We start from the raw sequence: 18,063 nt of genomic DNA, 5'->3' as shown, positions 1-18,063 counted from the left end.
CTTCCACCGCTGCGCCCGGAGGCGGGCCGCGACCCGCCGCCCGCCTCCGGGCGCGGATTCATCTCGTTGCCACACGAACGCCCCGCCTCCCGGCGGGGCGTTCGTGTGCGCACGGCGGCACCGTGGTCGGCGTGCCCCCGCGCGCGGACCTACCCCCGCAGGGCCGGGCCGCAGGTCGGCGCGGGCTCCTTGCGCAGGAACGCCGCGCGGAGCGCGTGGTGCGGGGCCGCCGGGTCGAACAGGACGCGGTGCATCGCGGCCAGCTCCCGGTCCCGGTAGGCGGCCAGCGGTTCGGTGGCCTCGTCGCGGGCGCGGTTGGTCTTCTTCACCGCGAGCCGCTGGTGGGTGGCCGGGTCCTCGGCCAGCGCCGCCGCCAGCTCGGCGACCCGTGGCGCGAAGCCCGTCGGCGAGGTCGGCAGGACCCGGTCGACCAGCCCGATCCGGCGCGCGGTGGCGGCGCTCATCGGCTCGGCGTCCCGCATCAGCGCCTCGGTGATCTCCGGTCCGACACGGCGCGGCAGGGTGTACGTCCAAAACTCCGAGCCCGGCAGGCCCATGAGCCGGTAGTGCGGGTTGAGGACCGCGCCCGCCCTGCACCACACCTCGTCGGCGGCGGCGGCCAGCATCGCGCCGCCCGCTGCCGCGTTGCCGCCCAGCGCGGCCACCACCAGCCGGTCGGTGGTGGTCAGTACCGCCTCGACCACGTCGTCGATGGCCTGGATGTTGGCCCAGCCCTCGGCCGCCGAGTCCCGGGCCGCCTCGATGACGCCCAGATGGATGCCGTTGGAGAAGAAGTCCCGTGCCCCGCCCAGCACCACGACACGGGTCGGCCGGGTGCACGCATACCGGTAGGCGGCCAGCAGCCGCCGGCACTGCACCGTGCTCATCGCCCCGCCGGGGAAGGAGAAGCGCACGAAGCCGACGCCGTTGCGCTCCTGGTACCGGATCTCGGTGTGGGTCAGCCGCTCGGGTGCGAGTTCGAGCGGGGCGGGCCGTTCCGGGACGTCCGGGAGCCGGCTGCCCAGCGCCAGCGTGGCGGGGAGCTTGAACGTCCGGCGGCCGTCGGGGGAGCGGCGTGGCCGCAGCTGGGGGATCCACACGGCGCCGTCGACCGTCGCCCGGCAAATCGCGCCCGCGCGGGTGGCGAGGATCTCTCCCGGGGTGCCGTACAGCTGGTCCTCGGCGTGCCCGCCGTGCAGGAACCACTCCTCGCCCAGCAGTTCGTCCAGCACCCCCGGCTGCGAGTCGGCGGCGCGCAGGGTACGCAGTACGTCCAGCGTCCGGAAGGTCTGCCAGTCGATCCGGCGCTCGGCCTGGCGCAGCCGCGGTCTGACGGAGGGCTCGGGCCCGTCCTGGGAGCGGGGCCGGTAGCCGCCGGCGGCGAACCGGGCCACGGCGTTCCTGACCGCTTCGAGCGCCGCGTCGGCCACCTCGCCCCGGTACAGGTCGCTCTTGCTCGTCCCTTCCGGCAGGGTGCACTCCGCCGAGGCCCAGACGGCGCCCGCGTCCAGCTCCGCCTCGGCCTGCAGCACCGTCACCCCCCAGTGGGTGCGGCCCTCGTGCACGGCCCGGTCGAGCGAGGAGGGGCCCCGGTCCCCGGGTGGGCCGGGGTGCACGATCAGGCAGGTGAGCCGCGACCACACGTCCGCGGGCACGGGTGTCCGCAGCATCGGCGCGACCACCAGCTCCGGGCCGTGCCGGTCCACCGCGCGCCGCACCTCCTCGCCGTCGCGGACCACCTCGGTCGCGACGGTGTGGCGGGCGTCCCGCAGTTCGGCCTGGACGCGTTGGGTCAGACTGTTGAAGGCGCTCGCGATGAGCAGGATCCGCACCACGACCTCCTGGTGATGGCTCGTCGGTGTGCCGGCCGGTCGGTGCCGGCTCAGCAGATTCGGGGCAGTTGTTCACCCAGCGGCAGGTCCACGACCCGGGTGCCGCCCAGCCCGGTACGGGCGACGACCATGCCCGGATGGTCGGTGACGCACTCGCCGATCACGGCGGCCTCGGCCCCCAGCGGATGGGCGCGCATCGCGGCGAGCACGGCGTCGGCCTCCGTGCGCGGTACGAAGGCCAGCAGCTTGCCCTCGTTCGCCACGTACATCGGGTCGAGCCCCAGCATCGAGCAGGCGCTCGCCACCTGTTCGGGTACCGGGATCGCCCGCTCCTGGAGAACGACGCCGACCGAGGCGGCCGTCGCGATCTCGTTGAGCGCGGCGGCGACACCGCCGCGCGTCGGGTCGCGCAGGACGTGCAGGTCCCTGGTGACGGCCAGCATGTCCGCCACCAGGGAGCCGAGGGCCGCGCAGTCGCTCTCGACGGCGGCCTCGAACTCCAGCCCTTCGCGCCGGCTCAGCACCGCGACGCCGTGCACACCGATCGCTCCGCTGACGATGACGACATCGCCGGGCGCGGCCCGCCGGGGCCGGATGTCGACGCCGTGGGGGATCACACCGATCCCGGCGGTGTTCAGATAGACGCCGTCGCCGCGTCCCGCCTCCACCACCTTGGTGTCCCCGGTGGCGATCTCGACCCCGGCCGTGCGGGCCGCCGCTCCCACCGCCTCGGCGACCCGCGCCACGACGTCGAGCTCCACGCCCTCCTCCAGGATGAATCCGCAGGAGAGGTAGGCGGGCCTCGCCCCGCTCATCGCCAGGTCGTTGACGGTGCCGTTGACGGCCAGGTCGCCGATGCTGCCGCCGGGGAAGAACAGCGGTCGCACCACGAAGGAGTCGGTGGAGAACGCCAGCCGGGCGCCGTCGACCTCCAGCGCGGCCGAGTCGGCGAGCGTCGAGAGTGCCCGACCGCCGTAGGCGGGGGCGAAGACGTGCTCCATCAGCTCGGCGGAGAGCGCGCCGCCCCCGCCGTGCCCCAGGACGATCCGCTCCCGGCCGCGCAGCGGTGCCGGGCAGCTCCAGCCGGACAGGTCCGGCGCGGGAGGGACTTCGGCGTCCGCTCGGGCGCCCACGTCCGCCCCGGCGGCGCCCGCCTCGTCCTCGGTGCCCACGCCCGCCGTCGGCTCGACGGCCTCGGTGCTGGTCAACGGATGCTCGCCTCCAGTGGTGCGTCGGTCGTTCCGCCGAGCCGGCGGTAGAGGTAGTAGGCGGCGCAGGCACCCTCGCTGGAGACCATCGTGGCGCCGAGCGGGGTGCGTGGCGTGCAGGTGGTGCCGAACGCCTCGCACTCGTGCGGCTTCAGCAGCCCTTGCAGCACCTCGCCGCTGCGGCAGGCCGCGGGCTCCCGGGTGGTGATGCCTTCGACGCTGAAGCGGTGCTCCGCGTCGTACTCCCGGTAGCGGGGTGCCAGCCGCCAGCCGCTGTCCGGGATGACGCCGATGCCGCGCCAGCCGCGGTCGGTGGTGCTGAACACCTCGTCCAGCATCGCCCTGGCCGCCGGGTTGCCCTGCGCCACGACCGCGCGCGGGTAGGCGTTCTCGACCGTGTGGCGGCCCGCCTCCAGCTGCCGTACCGCCCGGCGCACCCCTTCCAGGATGTCCAGCGGTTCGAATCCGGTGACGACGATGGGCACCTCGTGGCGCTCCGCCAGCGCCGGGTACTCCTCGGTCCCCATCACACTGCACACGTGCCCGGCCGCCAGGAAGGCGCGTACCCGGCAGTCCGGCGAGCGCATGATGGCCTCGATGGCCGGTGGGACCCGCACATGGGAGACGAGCAGGCTGAAGTTGCGCAGCCCCAGCCTCGCCGCCTGGTGCACGGCCATGGCGTTGGGCGGGGCCGTGGTCTCGAAGCCGATGCCGAAGAAGACGACCTCCCGGTCGGGGTTCTCCCGGGCCAGGGTGAGCGCGTCCAGCGGCGAGTAGACGACGCGCACGTCACCGCCCTCCGAGCGGACCTGGAAGAGGTCACGCCCGGTTCCCGGTACCCGCAGCATGTCGCCGAACGAGCAGAAGATCACCTCGGGCCGGGACGCGATCTCCAGCGCCTTGTCGATCAGTTCCAGCGGGGTCACACACACCGGGCACCCGGGGCCGTGGATCAGCTCGACCTCCTCGGGCAGCAACTGGTCGATGCCGTGCCGGATGATGGAGTGCGTCTGCCCGCCGCACACCTCCATCAGTGCCCAGGGCCGGGTGACGGTGGCGTGGATGTCCTCCAGCAGCCGCTCGGCCAGCAGCGGGTCCTGGAACTCCTCGATGTACTTCACAGCCGCACCTCCTGTTGTGCGTCGTCGGCGCGCTGCGCGTCCTCGGCGGCCTGCCACGGGTCGCCGAACTCCTCCTCCAGCAGCCCGAGGTTCTCGAACAGTTCGAGGGTCTGCCGGGCCGACTCCTCGTCCAGCCGTTGCAGGGCGAAACCGACGTGGACGATCGTGTACTCGCCGACCCGCAGGTCGGGCACGTACTCCAGGCACACCTCCTTGACCACCCCGCCGAAGTCGACGGACGCCATCCGGGTGCCGTCACGCTCCTCGATCCGCAGGACCTTGCCGGGTACCGCCAGACACATGGCCTCTCCTCGTTGGACGGTGGGTCAGTGCGCCGCGGAACAGGTCGGCGGCGGGGAAGTTGCCTCGGTCCGCGGTACACGCGCCGCGACCACGAGCTGCCCCAGGGCCAGCCCGCCGTCCCCGGGCGGTACGAGCCGGTGCCGCAGCACCGAGAAGCCGTCCGCGCGCAGACCGCTCACACAGGCCTCGGACAGCACGGCGTTGGCGAACACACCGCCGCTCAGCGCCACCGTCTCCACCCCGTACCGCTCGCGCGCCGCCGCACAGGTACGACGGACCAGCGCCGCGACGGCCGCGTGGAAACGCCCCGCGATCACCTCCCGCGCGACACCCGCGCGCAACTCGCCGACCACGGCGGCCAGCAGCGGGCCGGGATCGGCCACCCGCACGCCGTCGGCATCCGCGGGCAGCAGCGGGAAGTCGTAGTCGTGCACCTGCGCCTCGGCGCAGGCCGCGGCGGCCGCCTCCAGCTCCATCGCCGCCTGCGCCTCGTATCCCGAGCGGTGGCAGATACCCGTCAGCGAGGACACGGCGTCGAACAGCCGCCCCATGCTGGAGGTCGGTACGCACTGCAGCCCGCGCTCCAACTGACGTGCGAGCACCTGGAGTTCGGTCGGCGGGCAGCAGGCGGTGCACGGCAGGTCCGGGTCCCAGCCGAGCCCGGCGGCCCACAGGTGGGCCAGGGCCGTCCGGTAGGGGTGCCGTACCGCGGCGTCACCGCCGGGCAGCGGCGCGTACCGCAGGTGCGCGAACCGGGTGAAGCCGTCGTAGTCCGTCAGCAGGAACTCGCCGCCCCACACCGCGCCGTCGTCGCCGTACCCGGTCCCGTCGAAGGCGACGCCGAGCACGGCCCGGGAGCCGTCCAGCCCGTGCTCGGCCATGACGGAGGCGATGTGGGCGTGGTGGTGCTGGACGCGGCGCAGCGGTCGGCCGTCCGCGTTCCGTTCGGCCCAGCGCGCCGAGCGGTAGGCGGGGTGCCGGTCGGCGACCAGCAGCCCGGGGGAGACGGCGGTGATGTCCTCCAGCTGCTTCTCGGCGCGCTCGAAGGCACCCAGCGTGGCCAGGTCGTCCATGTCCCCGATGTGCGCCGACAGCCAGGCGTGCCGCCCCTCGCCCAGGCAGAAGGCGTTCTTCACGTCCCCGCCGACCGCGAGCGCCGGCCGTACCGGCACCGGCAGCGTGAGCGGCAGCGGCGCGTACCCGCGCGAGCGGCGCACCGGCAGTTCTTCGCCCGCGCACACCCGCACCACCGAGTCGTCGCACGGCACATGGACGGGCCGGTCGTGGACGAGGAAGGCGTCCGCGAGGTGCGCCAGCCGCTCCAGCGCCTCCTCCTCGCCGGTGACGATGGGCTCGCCGCCGAGGTTGCCGCTGGTCAGTACCAGGAGCCGGGGTCCGGGAGGGTCGCCCGGCAGACCGAGGAGCAGGTGGTGCAGCGGAGTGTAGGGGAGCATGACGCCCAGATCGGGGCTCTTGGGGGCGACGGCGGCGGCCAGCGGCGGACCGTCCGACGCAGCCGCGTCGGCGCGCTTGCGCAGCAGTACGACGGGGCGTCGGCTGCCCGTCAGCAGCGCGCGTTCGGCCGGGCCCACGACGGCCAGCCGCGCGACGTCGGCCACCTCGCGGGCCAGCACCGCGAACGGCTTGTCCCCGCGCGCCTTGCGACGGCGCAGCAGCCGCACCGCCTCCTCGTTGCCCGCGTCGCACGCCAGGTGGTAGCCGCCCAGCCCCTTGACGGCGACCACCGCGCCGTCCCTCAGCAACCGCCGGGCCCCGGCCACCGGTTCGCCGGGCGCCTGTGTCCAGCCCGGCTCCGGCGCCGCGGGCACCAGCAGCCGGGCGCGGGGTCCGCATTCGTGGCAGGAGACGGGCTGGGCGTGGAAGCGCCGGTCGGCGGGGTCGTCGTACTCGCGGGCGCACCGCTCGCACATCGCGAACCGGCGCATCGTGGTGTTGGCCCGGTCGTAGGGCAGGCCGGTGACGATGGTGAAACGCGGCCCGCAGTCGGTGCAGGTGACGAAGGGGTGCCGGTAGCGGCGGTCCGCCGGGTCGGTCAGCTCCCGCAGGCAGGCCTCGCAGGTGGCCGTGTCCGGCGCGACCAGGGTGCGCCGCGCCCCACCGGAGCGGGAGGCGACGATACGGAAGCCCGTGGCACCCACCGGAGGCAGCGGCTGGTGCGTGACCGACTCGACGACGGCCAGCGGCGGGGCCTCGGCGCCGATCCGCTCCCGGAAGGCGGCGACGGCCTCCCAGGCGCCCTCCACCTCGGCCACCACCCCCTCGCCGGTGTTGGTGACATGGCCGGAGAGCCCCAGCCGGTCGGCGAGCGCGTACACGTACGGGCGGAACCCCACCCCCTGCACCACGCCCCGGATCAGGACCCGGCTGCGCTCGGCCCCGGCGACGTCAGCCTTGGACATGCGCGTGGGGTTCGGCGGGTGCGTGCGGGTCGGTGTCCGCGTGGGCGTAGGGGTGACTGTGCGGGTGCGCTTCGGTGTGCGGGCCGGCAGCTGCCCGGCGGGCCATCACCGGGCGGTGCACGGCGGTACCGTCGCCCGCCGCCAGCGCCCGCTCCAGCAGCACGCCGAGGTTCAGGCCAGTGCGCACCGAGGTGTCGACGACCTCGACCCCCGGATTGACCTGCCGCACATTGGCGTGGAAGGCCTCCTGATCGAAGCCGGCCGCCTGCGCGAGGTCCTGCTTGGTGACGACGACCAACTGCGCCAGCCCGAACGCCGTGGGGTACTTCAACGGCTTGTCCTCGCCCTCGGTGACCGAGGCGAGGACCACGCGCAGCGACTCACCGAGGTCGTAGGAGGCGGGGCAGACCAGATTGCCCACGTTCTCGACGAACAGCAGCCGGGTGTCGGCGGGCAGCCAGTCGGCCAGGTGCCCGGCGAGCATGTCCGCCTCCAGATGGCACAGCCCGTCCGTCAGCACCTGCTTGACCGGCACCCCGGAGCGCGCCAGCCGCCGCGCGTCGTTCTCGGTGGCCAGGTCGGCGGTCAGCGCGGCCGTCGGTACGCCGCGCTCCCGCGCCAGCCGCAACTCCGCCTCCAGCAGGGCCGTCTTGCCGCTGCCCGGACTGGAGAGCAGATTGACCACGGCGGTCCCGCGCGCGGTCAGCTCGGCGCGCAGCCGCTCGGCACGGCTGTCGTTCCGCGCCAGCACGGCCTGTTGCAGATCGGCGACACGGCACATGGCTTCACAGCTCCTCAAGGGCTAGGGCGCGCTGCGGGTTCTCGGCCCACCGCACGGTGGCGATCTGCAGCTCGCGGCCGGATCGCAGCTCGGTACGGGAGTCTCCGCACTGCTCGCAGCACAGCCGCGGGGGCATACCCGTGGCCCACTCACGGGCGCAGGACGTGCACCGCGCACGCCCCGGCACCTGCTCGGTCACCAGCTCGGCGCCGGCCAGTACGGTCCCTTCGCAGGCGAGACCGAACGAGAAGCGCAGCGCCTCGGGGACGACGCCGGCCAGCTCGCCCACCCGCAGGGTGACGGCCTCGACGCCCACGGCGTGGTGGGTCCGCGCCGCCTCCTCGACCTGGCAGACCACTGCCATGGCGATGGACATCTCGTGCATCGGTCACTTCCCCTGCGCGGTATGGACCAGGCTGCGGCTCGCACCATTACAGGGGCGCCGAGGGCCGCCCCTTCGCCGCCACGCCGCTGTCCCGGGCGGCCGTCCGCCGTTCGGCCGCCCCGTCCGGCGCGGCGTCGGCCGCCTCCTCGGGGGAGGGGTGCGCGGGGGCGTCCGCCAGCAGCCGCAGCACCAACTCCACCGCCTCGTCCACGGCGGCGGCCACCGGCGGACTCAGCCCGATGCCCTCCGCCAGCTCGGCGGGCTCGCAGCCGACGACGAACACCCGCCCAGGGGCGCTTCCGCCCATGCCCTCGCGCAGTGTCTCCAGCAGGGCGAGCACGGCCTGTGGCGACATGTGGTGCCCGTCGACCACCGGCACCCCCTCCGGTGCCGCACGGTCCTGTTCGGACACCTCGATCAGCCGCACCGTGCCGGGGGCGCCGCCGCGCTGCACGGCGTCCACCATGATCAGCGTGTCGCAGCCGTCCAGCACCTGATAGGCCAGATGGACGCCTCGTACACCGATGTCCAGGGCCTGGGCGTGCTCGGGCAGCGGGTGCCGCGCCAGCTGTTGTACGACCTCGACGCCGAAGCCGTCGTCGCCCAGGAAGATGTTGCCGATCCCGGCGACGAGGACGCGGCCGGCCGGCTCGGGGGAGGGGGAGGCGGTCATACGGACTCCGGGTGGGGCGGGTGGGGCGGTCCGGTACGGCCTGCGGCGCCGTACCGGACCGCGCGGAACGGAAGGAGACGGAGCCTCAGGCGCGCTGCGGCACCCGGGCCTCGTCCGCGCCGGTCTCCGCGGCACCGTCCGGTACGGGGCGCCAGCGGCCGGGGCCGTACTGTTCGACCAGCCCGTGTGCGGCCAGGCCCAGCAGGTGCTTGAGCACGGTGCGCTCCTGGTAACCCACCTCGGCGGCAAGCTCCTCGACCGCGGTCCCGGCCGCGCCCGCCGCTCGTACCCGCTCCCAGGTACGGCCCGCGCTCTGCCCGAGCCCTCCGTCGCGGGCGGGTGTCCGGAAGAGCTCACTCACCGCCTCCGGGGTGGACACGGCGGCCGGCGCGCTCTCCGGCGGCGCGGTCCCGGTCCCGGTCTTGGTTTCGGTCTCGGTCTTGGTCTCGGTCTCGGTCTTGGGCGCGGGTGCCGGTCGAGGTGCGGGCGCGGTCCCGGGCGCGGGCGCCTCGGCGCGGGCAGCCGGGGCTCCGGTGACTGCCGCGGGGTCTGTCGCTGTCGGGCCGGTTGCCGCCGGGCCGGTCGCCATGGCCCGGGTGGCCGTCGCCCGGGTGGCCCTCGCCGGTGCGGCGGAACCGACCGGGCGGGGGGTGCGGTTGACCGCGCGGTGCTTGCGTCCCTTCTGCCGCTTGCTCATCGCGCGCCCGCCTCTCCGTGGTGCTGCGGTGTCGCCAGGAACGGAAGGGGGTGTCGTTGTGCAGTGATCATGTGGGGGTTAACGAACGACCCGGCTCCGCGTCGATCCGCCGATCGGGGCTAGCCGGAACCGGCAGGCCGTCCGTGTCGCAGTCCGCGCCGCCGTCCGGGTGGTCGTCCGGGCCGTCGTCCGGGTCACGGCAGCAGGCCGTGCCGCCGGGCTGCCGCCACCGCGTGGTGGCGACTGTGGACGCCCAGCTTGCGGGTGGCGCTGCGCAGATAGGCCTTGACCGTCTCCGGTTCCAGGCCCAGGTACTGGGCGGCCTCCGCGTTGGTGCACCCGAGTGCGACGTACGAGAGGACGTCGAGCTCGCGCGGGGAGAGGCGCGGGCGGTCCTCGGTCCGGTCGGCGTGCGGGCCGGCGCCGGAGTCGCCCCCCTCCGGGCCGGTGTCGCCCCCTTCGCCCTCGATCCCGGCGCGCAGGAACCGGTCGCAGGCCTGCCGCAGCCTGTCCCGCAGCTTTGTGTCCTCGATCTGCTGGGCGATGCCGCGCAGTTCGGCGTGCAGGTCCCGCAGCGCGTCGAGGCCGGGCGCCGGGGGCTGGGCGGGCGGCACCTCGACGGCGGTCTCCAGCAGCCGGACGCGCCGGTCGACCTCCTCGCGGACGGCGATCTCACCGGCCAGCCGCCGCGCGGCGTCCATCAGCGCGGCGGTGGCGCGGTCCCCCAGCGGCGTGGTGTCGCGGGTGGCGGCGTAGAGCACGCCCCGCACCCCGCCCTGCACGGTGACCGGTGCGGCCACGATCGCGCGTATGCCCTCGCGCCGCACGGGGCTGTCGTAGTCGTGGGTGATCGTCGTGGCCGGTACGTAGTCGTTGACCGCGTACGGGCGCTGATGTGCGAGGACGTAGCCGCCCAGCCCTCGGCCCGGCACCACGCGCAGGCCCCGCATGGAGTCGGTGAGGGTGCCGGTGAACTCCGTCAGCCGCAGGGCACCGTCGGCCACCTCGCCGCCGAAGACCGTACGCACACCTGTGCGTTGCCGCGCCAGTCGCAGGGCGTGGCGGAACGCGTCGGCATCGTCCGGCCGCAGCGGGGACCGGGGGAAGGGCACCGGGCCGCCCGGGGAGTGGGGACGGGTACGGGAACGGTCGGGTGAAGGCAACCTCGACTCCTCCGCTGCACAACAGTGGTCAGTTCGACGGGGTGGCCGGGCGCGGGCCGGGCCCGGAACCGGGTGCGGCCCGATCGGCGACGGTCCCGGTTCCGGTGGGCGGTGTCAGGCCCAGCAGTTCGATCGACTTCTCACGGATCTCGACCTTGCGCACCTTGCCGGTGACGGTCATCGGGAACGCGTCGACCGTGTGCACATAGCGCGGGATCTTGTAGTGGGCGAGCTTGCCCTCGCAGAACTCGCGTACGCCGTCCGCCGTGAGTGGTGCCGCACCCTCCCGCATTCGTATCCACGCCATCAGTTCCTCACCGTAGCGCTCGTCGGGCACCCCGACGACCTGCGCGTCGAGGATGTGGGGGTGGGTGTACAGGAACTCCTCGATCTCCCTCGGATAGATGTTCTCCCCGCCCCGGATGACCACATCCTTGATCCGGCCGGTGACCTTGACGTACCCGTCGTCGTCCATCACCGCCAGATCCCCGGTGTGCATCCAGCGCGCCGCGTCGATGGCCTGGGCGGTGGCCTCGGGCTGTTCCCAGTAGCCGAGCATCACCGAGTAGCCGCGGGTGCACAGTTCGCCCGGCTCCCCGCGCGGCAGGCACCGGCCGGTGGCCGGGTCGACGACCTTGACCTCCAGGTGCGGCCCCACCCGGCCCACGGTCGAGACCCGCCGCTCGATCGTGTCGTCGGCGCGGGTCTGGGTGGAGACGGGCGAGGTCTCCGTCATGCCGTAGCAGATCGACACCTCGGCCATCCCCATCCGCTCGATGACCTGCTTCATCACCTCGACCGGGCACGGGGATCCGGCCATGATGCCGGTCCGCAGGCTGGTGAGGTCGTAGGAGTCGAAGTCGGGTTCGGCCAGCTCGGCGATGAACATCGTCGGCACCCCGTACAGCGAGGTGCAGCGCTCCTCCTGCACCGCGCGCAGCGCCGCCTTCGGCTCGAAGGCGGGGGAGGGGATGACCATGCAGGCGCCGTGGCTGGTGGCCGCCAGGTTGCCCATCACCATGCCGAAGCAGTGGTAGAAGGGCACCGGCAGGCAGATGCGGTCCGCCTCCGTGTAGCGGCACAGCTCGCCGACGAAGAAGCCGTTGTTGAGGATGTTGTGGTGCGAGAGGGTGGCGCCTTTGGGGAAACCCGTGGTGCCGGACGTGTACTGCAGGTTGACGGGGTCGTCGGCGGAGAGCGTGGCGGCGATACCGTCCAGCACGGCCCGGGCCCGCGCGGGGTCCTGTGCCCGGCCCGACTCCAGCAGCCGGGCCCACTCCTCCTCCGGCCCCCGCGGGGAGGTCTCCCCGATCTCGCCCGCGCCGATCAGCACCACCTCGGACAGCGCCGGGCACTCGCCGCGTATCTGCCGGATCATCGCCGCGTAGTCGGAGCCCTTGTGGCTGCGGGCGGCCACCAGCATGCGGACGCCCGCCTGGCCGAGGACGTACGCCAGTTCGTGTGCCCGGTAGGCGGGGTTGATGTTGACCAGGATCGCGCCCAGCTTCGCCGTCGCGTACTGGATCAGCGTCCACTCGGGGCAGTTGGGAGCCCAGATGCCCACCCGGTCGCCATTGCGGATGCCTCGCGCGTGCAGGCCCATGGCGACGGCTTCGACGTCGGCGGCGAACTCCCGGTAGCTCCAGCGTCGCCCGCCCTCCACGTCGACCAGGGCGTCCCGGTCGCCGTGGACGGCGACGGTCCGGTCCAGGTTCTCCCCGATGGTGTCGCCCAGCAGCGGGGTCGTCGACGCCCCTGAGGCGTAGCTGCGCTCGGCGGTGTGCGCACCGCGCGGTGCGGATGCGGACATGGGCGACCTCCACAGGCTCCGTCGGGTGTCGTGCGTCACACATACCTGCCGTACCGACCGGCCCGCTACCCCTTGTCGGGGGTAGCGGTCACCCGCTGGGTGCGTGCCGGGCGGCGGCGGGGTCCGCCGCCGTGACGCCGGGCGGCGCGTCACAGTTGGCACAACCATGAAGATCGTGGTGACCACCCCCACCGGCCATGTCGGCTCACGCGTCGTCCACCTGCTGCTCCAGGCCGGAGTGCGCCCCACCCTGCTGGCTCGCGATCCGGCCCGGCTGGCGGCGGAGGTGCGCGAGCGGGCCGATGTCGTCCGCTGCGACCAGGGCGACGGGGACGCGGTCGTACGGGCCACTCGGGGCGCCGGGGCGCTGTTCTGGGTCGACCCGCCGACCGCCGACGACGATCCGGTGGCGGGGTACGCCAGGATGGGTGCGAACGCGGCACGGGCCGTACGCGAGAACGGCATCGGGCGCACCGTCTTCCTCAGCAGCACCGGCGCCGAGCTGCGGTCGGGGGCGGGGGAGATCGACGGGCTCGGCCGTACGGAGGAGTTGCTGGAGGCGACCGGAGCGGCGGTGCTCCATCTGCGCTGCGGGTTCTTCTACAGCAACCTGTGGGGCGAGGTGGACGCGCTGCGCCACGAGGGCGTGCTGCGCACGACCCTGCCGCTGGACCATCCGATGCCCTGGGTCGACCCGCGCGACATCGGCGATGTGGCCGTCGCCCGGCTGCTGTCGGACGCCTGGACGGGGCAGCGGGTGCAGGCGGTGCACGGTCCCGAGGACCTGACCTACGCGCAGGCGGCCGCCATTCTCAGCGAGGCGCTCGGCCGCCCGGTACGGGCCGAGCGCATCAGCGACGAGGAGCTGCGCGCGACGCTGCGGGCGGCGGGGCTGTCGGACAAGCAGGTGGAGGGCTTCGTCGGGATGTCGGTGTGGATGCGGGACGGCTTCCGGTCCGCGGACGCCCGGACGCTGCTGACCACCACGCCCACCACGCTGGGCTCCTGGGCCTGGGAGCGGCTGCGCCCCCTGCTGTGACCGGGGCGGCTCGCACGCCGAACGGGTGAATCCCGGCCCCCGCCCCCTGGCAGCCGGGGGGCGGGAGAGCCGCTGCCGTCCTTTCCCGCCATCCCGTCCCGTCGAATCGTGCGGAAATATCGGCAAATGGGAGAATCACCACGACAGGGCGTCGGCTCTGGGTGGCGTCGGACGGATACGGACGAGGAGAGCTGGGTGGGCGGCCCCGCGGATGGACTGGGCAGAGTGCCGTACGTGGCGCCGCCACTGCTGCTGCTCTCGGGTGTGGCTGCGGGAGTGTTCTCCCCGAAGCCGTACTACGGGCTGCCGCTGCTGGCCTGCACCTCGATGGTGGCGGGCATGAGCTACTCCTTCCGGTCCACCGCGCTGTTCGCCTTCGTGGCGAGCGTGGCGGCGGCGGGCGCGGCCGGGTACGCGGGGCGCGAGGGGGCAGCACTGCTGATCGATGTGATCGCGGTGCTGGTCGTCAGCCTGGTGGGGCTGTGGATCAAATGGCTCGTCGACCGGCAGGGCCGCAATCTGGCCCTGGCGCTGACCGTCGCGGAGGCGGCGCAGCGCGCCGTCCTGCCCGCGCCGCCCACCGACATCGGGCCGCTGAAGGTCGCGGACCGCTATGTGGCGGCGCAGATCGGGGCCGCGATCGGCGGCGATCTGTACGCGCTCCAGGAGTCGCCGTTCGGCATCCGCGCGATGATCGGCGATGTGCGCGGCAAGGGGCTGCCCGCCGTCTCGGCCGTCTCGGTCGCCGTCGGCGCCTTCCGGGAGGCGGCCGAACACGCGCCGACCCTGCACGACCTGGCCGACCGGCTCGATCGTGCCCTCGACCGGGAGGGTGAACGGCGCAGGGACACGGCGGACGACATCGAGGGGTTCGTCACCGCGCTGCTCGTCCAGATCCCGGTCACCGGCGACACGGTCACCGTGCTCAACCGGGGCCATCCGCCGCCCTATCTCCTGCACGAGGGCAACGTCGTCTGCCTGGAGCCGACCCACCCCGAACTGCCGCTGTCGACCGGGCTCGACTCCCCGAACGGAGAGCCGGTCGAGGAGACCTTCCCGTTCGCGCCGGACGACTCGCTGGTCCTGGTCACCGACGGGGTCACCGAGGCCCGCAACGCCGAGGGCACCTTCTTCGACGTGGAGCGCGGGCTCGGCGGGTTGGCGTCGCGCGGCCCGGGTGCGCTGGCGGACGCGCTGGTGGAGGCCGTCACCGAGTGGACGGGGGGCCAGCGGCAGGACGACATGGCGGTGCTCGTGCTCACCCGGGGCCGCTGAGCGGTTCCGTGGTGCGCGGTTCGCCGGGTGAGGGTCGGTCAGCCGTCGATGATGTCCGATGTCTTGACCGTGGACAGACAGTGGTTAAAGTCTAGACCAATCGGATGACCCCCCACCGGGACCGGCCCCGGCGTGCGCTCCGGCGTGCCGGTCCTGCCGCCGAAGGAGTTGACATGCACAAAAAGAGGAAGCTGGCCGCGCTCATCGGTGCCGGACTCTCCCCCTTGCTCGTCCTCGGCCTGTCGGTGACGCCCGCCAGTGCCCACGGCTACATCAGCGACCCGGCCAGCCGACAGGCCCAGTGCGCCGCCGGAGTCGTCGAATGCGGTTCCATCAAGTACGAGCCGCAGAGCGTCGAAGGCCCCAAGGGCCTCCAGGACTGCGCCGGCGGCCACGACGAGTGGGCCGAGCTGCGCGACGACAACCACGGCTGGAACGTGGCGAACGTCGGCAGGTCGGCGACCTTCAACTGGACGCTGACGGCCGCACACCGCACCACCACCTGGCAGTACTACATCGACGGCCAGAAGATCGCCGAGTTCGACCAGGGCGGGCAGCAGCCGCCGTCGCAACTGTCGCACGACGTCGACTTCGGCGACTTCTCCGGACGGCAGACCGTGCTGGCGGTGTGGAACGTCGCGGACACCGCCAACGCGTTCTACGCGTGCGTCGATGTGAACATCGGCTGACCCCGCTCGTCACGGGCCACCCCCTCGCCGCCGCACGGTGGCGAGGGGGACCTTTTGCCGCACGGCCGCCGCGGGCGTGGCACCGCCGCGCCCGCTTACGTCGGGCCCTAGAGCCCGTACAGCCGCCTCGCCGTGCCGCCCGCGATCATTTCTGTCACCCTGTCCGCGTCGCCGCGGGACCACTGGCCCCGCTCCACCCACTGCCGCGTCAGGCCGGTGATCGCCTCGCGGAAGAGGCGGGCACCGACCAGATAGAGCTCCGGGATGCCGTAGGCGTCGGTGGAGAAGAGGAGTTTGCCGAACGGGGTGAGTTCCAGCAGTTCCGCCAGCACCTGGCCGGCACGGGCCCCGGTGTGGGTCAGGGTGAGGCCGAAGTCGGCGTACACATGGGGGAAGACGGCGGCCAGATAGCCCGCGCCGCGGTGGTAGGGGTAGCAGTGCAGCAGGATCAGCGGAGCTCCGTAGGGGGCCGTCGCGCGGATGAAGTCGGTCAGCAGCAGCGGGTCGCAGCGATCCAGGCGCAGGTCCGGGTCCCCGAAGCCGGTGTGCAGCTGCAGCGGCAGCCCCGTGCGTACGGCCGACCACAGCAGATGCCGCTCCAGTACCGGGTCGGAGAGCTTGCCGCCCTGCACCCGGGAGGCCAGCCAGCGGTCGGCCGCCGCGTAGATCGCCGAGGTGCCGGGCGGTACGGGGTCCAGGTCCAGGCCGCAGCGGTAGGCGACCACCGACTTGAAACCGCGCGCCGTACGGGCCGATTCGCGTACGGCGTCGGAGAGCTCGGCCAGGAAGGCGTGGGTGTCCCGTGCGGTGTCGGCCGCCCGCTCGGCCAGCCGTTCGAGGCGCACGATCTCGTGCGCTTCGGCCGCTGCCGTCTCGGCCAGTTCGCCGGGGGTGAGCAGCGGGCCGGGCAGCCCGGTGTCCACGAGGAAGGCGGAGATGCCAGCGGAGCGCAGCAGCCTGCCCGTCACCTCGGCGGTGCCCAGCTCGGCGCGCCGCTCCAGATAGTCGCCCGGCGCACAGTGCGGCTCCAGGCCGAGCACGGGAGCACACCATCGCCGTACGGCGAACCCCAGCTGGGTGTCGAAGTAGCTGAACGCGGGGCCGGTGTCCCCGGGAGCGGAGCCCGGCGAGGGAGCGGGGCGCTGCGGCACATGGGCCTCGGTCAGATACCCCTCGAACGCGACCGGGTCGGGTCCGGCCCTGAGCACTCCATGGCAGTGCTGGTCGACCAGTGGCGGGAACGTCGGCGTGGATGCGGGCATTCAGTACCTCCCCCGGGTCGCGGCGGCGATCTCCCGATCGCTCGCCCCCTCGAACAGCTCGATCTCGCCCGCCCGCACCGCACGGATCGCATCGAACAGCGGTTCGCCCAGGGCCGCGCGCAGCACAGGCGAGGCCTCGAAACGTGCCAGCGCGTGGGCGAGCGAGCCGGGCAGCGGATCGGGCCCGGGGTCGCTGTGCGCCGGATCGCCCGCGACGGGCGCGGGCAACCGGGCACCGGCCCGCTCGGTGCCGGCCGGCTCACCGAGACCGGCCAGCCCCGCCGCGATGACGCCGCCCACCAGCAGATACGGGTTGGCCGCCGAGTCCACACACTTGACCTCGGCGTTCGCACCGTCGGCGGTGGCGCCGCGGCCCGCGATGAAGCGGAGCGCCGCCTCCCGGTTCTCCAGCCCCCAGCAGTGGAAGGCACCTGCCCAACGGGAGGGGCGCAGCCGCAGATAGCTGGCGGGGGAGGGGGCGCCCAGCGCGAGCAGCGCGGGCAGTTCCCGCAGCACCCCGGCCAGGAACGCCTCGCACTCCGGCGTCATACCGAACGGCCCCTCGCCGCCCGCGCACAGGTTGCGTCCCTCCCGCCACAGACTCAGATGCAGATGCCCTCCGCTGCCCACCCCGCCCGGGTCGACCACCGGCGCGAACGAGGCCGTCAGCCCGTGCCGCAGCGAGACCGCGCGCACGGTCTCCCGTACCAGTACCGCCAGGTCGGCCGCGCCCACCGGGTCGGACGGCGCGACCGAAACCTCGAACTGCCCGGCCGCGTACTCGGGGTGGAGCTGCAGCACCTCGACGCCCTGCGCGGTCAGTGCCGCGAGGATGTCGCGCAGATAGTCCGAGGTCTCCACCAGCCGGGTCATGCCGTACGCCGGACCGGCCGTCGGGTACTCCGGCGCGTCGGCGGCCCCGACGGCCGACAGCGGGCCGCGTGTGACCACCCATTCGGTCTCGAACCCCATCCGCAGCTCGACACCGTGCTCGGCCCGCGCCCGCTCGGCCATCCGCCGCGCGAAACCGCGCTGGCAGGCGGCGTACGCGGTGCCGTCCTGCTCGTAGCGGTCCACCGGCGCCCACGCCCAGCCGGGCTGTGCCGCCAGCGTCGTCAGCCGGTCCAGGTCCGGCACCAGCCGCAGATCCCCGTCCGGGCCGCCGATGTACTCACCGGCGGTCATCGAGTCGTCGACGAGATAGACGTCGAAGCACGGGGACATACCGACACCCGAGCCGACGGCCTGCGGCAGCCGGTCGACCGGTACGGCCTTGACACGGGTGAGCCCCGCGTTGTCCACCCAGGTGAGCGCGGTACCGTGCACCCCGGCGTGGGCCAGTCGCGCCGCCGCCGCACGGGCCCGCTCCTGGTCGGGTCCGGGTTCCCGCTCCGGCCGGTGCCCG

At 73.7% G+C, this 18,063-nt stretch carries 16 protein-coding genes; 3 read left to right on the top strand and 13 right to left on the bottom strand.

Features of this window, described 5'->3' with window-relative positions; all coding sequences use genetic code 11:
* Positions 1-149: 149 nt before the first annotated feature.
* From JW613_RS01655 to JW613_RS01605, 11 genes are all read right to left on the bottom strand, one after another.
* Positions 150-1,832: an enoyl-CoA hydratase-related protein gene (locus JW613_RS01655; protein WP_209208876.1), complete on the bottom strand. Its 1,683-nt coding sequence runs from the start codon at positions 1,830-1,832 to the stop codon at positions 150-152.
* Positions 1,833-1,882: 50 nt separating this feature from the next.
* Positions 1,883-2,923: a hydrogenase expression/formation protein HypE gene (gene hypE, locus JW613_RS01650; protein WP_209209196.1), complete on the bottom strand. Its 1,041-nt coding sequence runs from the start codon at positions 2,921-2,923 to the stop codon at positions 1,883-1,885.
* Positions 2,924-3,036: 113 nt separating this feature from the next.
* A complete protein-coding gene (gene hypD / locus JW613_RS01645; RefSeq protein WP_209208875.1) occupies positions 3,037-4,161 on the bottom strand; it encodes a hydrogenase formation protein HypD in 1,125 nt (374 codons plus the stop codon).
* A complete protein-coding gene (locus tag JW613_RS01640) occupies positions 4,158-4,463 on the bottom strand; it encodes a HypC/HybG/HupF family hydrogenase formation chaperone (RefSeq protein WP_209208874.1) in 306 nt (101 codons plus the stop codon). The genes hypD and JW613_RS01640 overlap by 4 nt, the downstream gene beginning before the upstream one ends.
* 24 nt (positions 4,464-4,487) lie before the next feature.
* Complete coding sequence (hypF, locus tag JW613_RS01635; RefSeq protein WP_209208873.1) at positions 4,488-6,884, bottom strand: carbamoyltransferase HypF; 2,397 nt, start codon at positions 6,882-6,884, stop codon at positions 4,488-4,490.
* Entirely contained in the window at positions 6,871-7,665 is a 795-nt protein-coding gene (hypB, locus tag JW613_RS01630; RefSeq protein WP_209208872.1) for a hydrogenase nickel incorporation protein HypB, read from the bottom strand. The genes hypF and hypB overlap by 14 nt, the downstream gene beginning before the upstream one ends.
* 4 nt (positions 7,666-7,669) lie before the next feature.
* Entirely contained in the window at positions 7,670-8,050 is a 381-nt protein-coding gene (gene hypA / locus JW613_RS01625) for a hydrogenase maturation nickel metallochaperone HypA (RefSeq protein ID WP_099885393.1), read from the bottom strand.
* Between the two features lie 46 nt (positions 8,051-8,096).
* The gene (locus tag JW613_RS01620; RefSeq protein ID WP_209208871.1) at positions 8,097-8,723 is read right to left on the bottom strand and encodes a hydrogenase maturation protease; all 627 of its coding nucleotides are present in this window, start codon (positions 8,721-8,723) and stop codon (positions 8,097-8,099) included.
* Between the two features lie 85 nt (positions 8,724-8,808).
* Complete coding sequence (locus tag JW613_RS01615) at positions 8,809-9,420, bottom strand: helix-turn-helix transcriptional regulator (RefSeq protein WP_209208870.1); 612 nt, start codon at positions 9,418-9,420, stop codon at positions 8,809-8,811.
* A 194-nt stretch (positions 9,421-9,614) separates the two neighbouring features.
* The gene (locus JW613_RS01610) at positions 9,615-10,583 is read right to left on the bottom strand and encodes a helix-turn-helix transcriptional regulator (RefSeq protein WP_245224778.1); all 969 of its coding nucleotides are present in this window, start codon (positions 10,581-10,583) and stop codon (positions 9,615-9,617) included.
* A gap of 28 nt (positions 10,584-10,611) precedes the next feature.
* Positions 10,612-12,393: an AMP-binding protein gene (locus tag JW613_RS01605; RefSeq protein WP_209208869.1), complete on the bottom strand. Its 1,782-nt coding sequence runs from the start codon at positions 12,391-12,393 to the stop codon at positions 10,612-10,614.
* Between the two features lie 166 nt (positions 12,394-12,559).
* On the opposite strand from JW613_RS01605, the gene JW613_RS01600 reads away from it, so the two are divergent.
* From JW613_RS01600 to JW613_RS01590, 3 genes are all read left to right on the top strand, one after another.
* Positions 12,560-13,432: an NmrA family NAD(P)-binding protein gene (locus tag JW613_RS01600; RefSeq protein WP_209208868.1), complete on the top strand. Its 873-nt coding sequence runs from the start codon at positions 12,560-12,562 to the stop codon at positions 13,430-13,432.
* Between the two features lie 195 nt (positions 13,433-13,627).
* Entirely contained in the window at positions 13,628-14,707 is a 1,080-nt protein-coding gene (locus tag JW613_RS01595; RefSeq protein WP_209208867.1) for a PP2C family protein-serine/threonine phosphatase, read from the top strand.
* Positions 14,708-14,880: 173 nt separating this feature from the next.
* A complete protein-coding gene (locus JW613_RS01590; RefSeq protein ID WP_209208866.1) occupies positions 14,881-15,396 on the top strand; it encodes a lytic polysaccharide monooxygenase auxiliary activity family 9 protein in 516 nt (171 codons plus the stop codon).
* Between the two features lie 107 nt (positions 15,397-15,503).
* On the opposite strand, the gene JW613_RS01585 is transcribed toward JW613_RS01590, so the two are convergent.
* Both JW613_RS01585 and JW613_RS01580 read right to left on the bottom strand, forming a co-directional pair.
* The gene (locus JW613_RS01585; protein WP_209208865.1) at positions 15,504-16,658 is read right to left on the bottom strand and encodes an amidohydrolase family protein; all 1,155 of its coding nucleotides are present in this window, start codon (positions 16,656-16,658) and stop codon (positions 15,504-15,506) included.
* Entirely contained in the window at positions 16,659-17,984 is a 1,326-nt protein-coding gene (locus tag JW613_RS01580) for a type I glutamate--ammonia ligase (protein ID WP_307865774.1), read from the bottom strand. It lies immediately after the preceding gene.
* Between the last annotated feature and the right edge of the window lie 79 nt (positions 17,985-18,063).

Origin of the sequence: Streptomyces smyrnaeus (assembly GCF_017676345.1) — a bacterium.
Classification (GTDB): Bacteria; Actinomycetota; Actinomycetes; order Streptomycetales; family Streptomycetaceae; genus Streptomyces; species Streptomyces smyrnaeus.
Note: the sequence above shows the minus strand (reverse complement) of the source record. Positions and strands in the feature narration are given on the sequence as shown.

What these genes read in the sequence shown, in the direction of transcription:
- JW613_RS01640 (WP_209208874.1), bottom strand. Translation starts at nt 4,463, where the DNA reads ATGTGTCTGGCGGTACCCGGCAAGGTCCTGCGGATCGAGGAGCGTGAC.
- hypF (WP_209208873.1), bottom strand. Translation starts at nt 6,884, where the DNA reads ATGTCCAAGGCTGACGTCGCCGGGGCCGAGCGCAGCCGGGTCCTGATC.
- hypB (WP_209208872.1), bottom strand. Translation starts at nt 7,665, where the DNA reads ATGTGCCGTGTCGCCGATCTGCAACAGGCCGTGCTGGCGCGGAACGAC.
- hypA (WP_099885393.1), bottom strand. Translation starts at nt 8,050, where the DNA reads ATGCACGAGATGTCCATCGCCATGGCAGTGGTCTGCCAGGTCGAGGAG.
- JW613_RS01620 (WP_209208871.1), bottom strand. Translation starts at nt 8,723, where the DNA reads ATGACCGCCTCCCCCTCCCCCGAGCCGGCCGGCCGCGTCCTCGTCGCC.
- JW613_RS01615 (WP_209208870.1), bottom strand. Translation starts at nt 9,420, where the DNA reads ATGAGCAAGCGGCAGAAGGGACGCAAGCACCGCGCGGTCAACCGCACC.
- JW613_RS01605 (WP_209208869.1), bottom strand. Translation starts at nt 12,393, where the DNA reads ATGTCCGCATCCGCACCGCGCGGTGCGCACACCGCCGAGCGCAGCTAC.
- JW613_RS01600 (WP_209208868.1), top strand. Translation starts at nt 12,560, where the DNA reads ATGAAGATCGTGGTGACCACCCCCACCGGCCATGTCGGCTCACGCGTC.
- JW613_RS01590 (WP_209208866.1), top strand. Translation starts at nt 14,881, where the DNA reads ATGCACAAAAAGAGGAAGCTGGCCGCGCTCATCGGTGCCGGACTCTCC.
- JW613_RS01585 (WP_209208865.1), bottom strand. Translation starts at nt 16,658, where the DNA reads ATGCCCGCATCCACGCCGACGTTCCCGCCACTGGTCGACCAGCACTGC.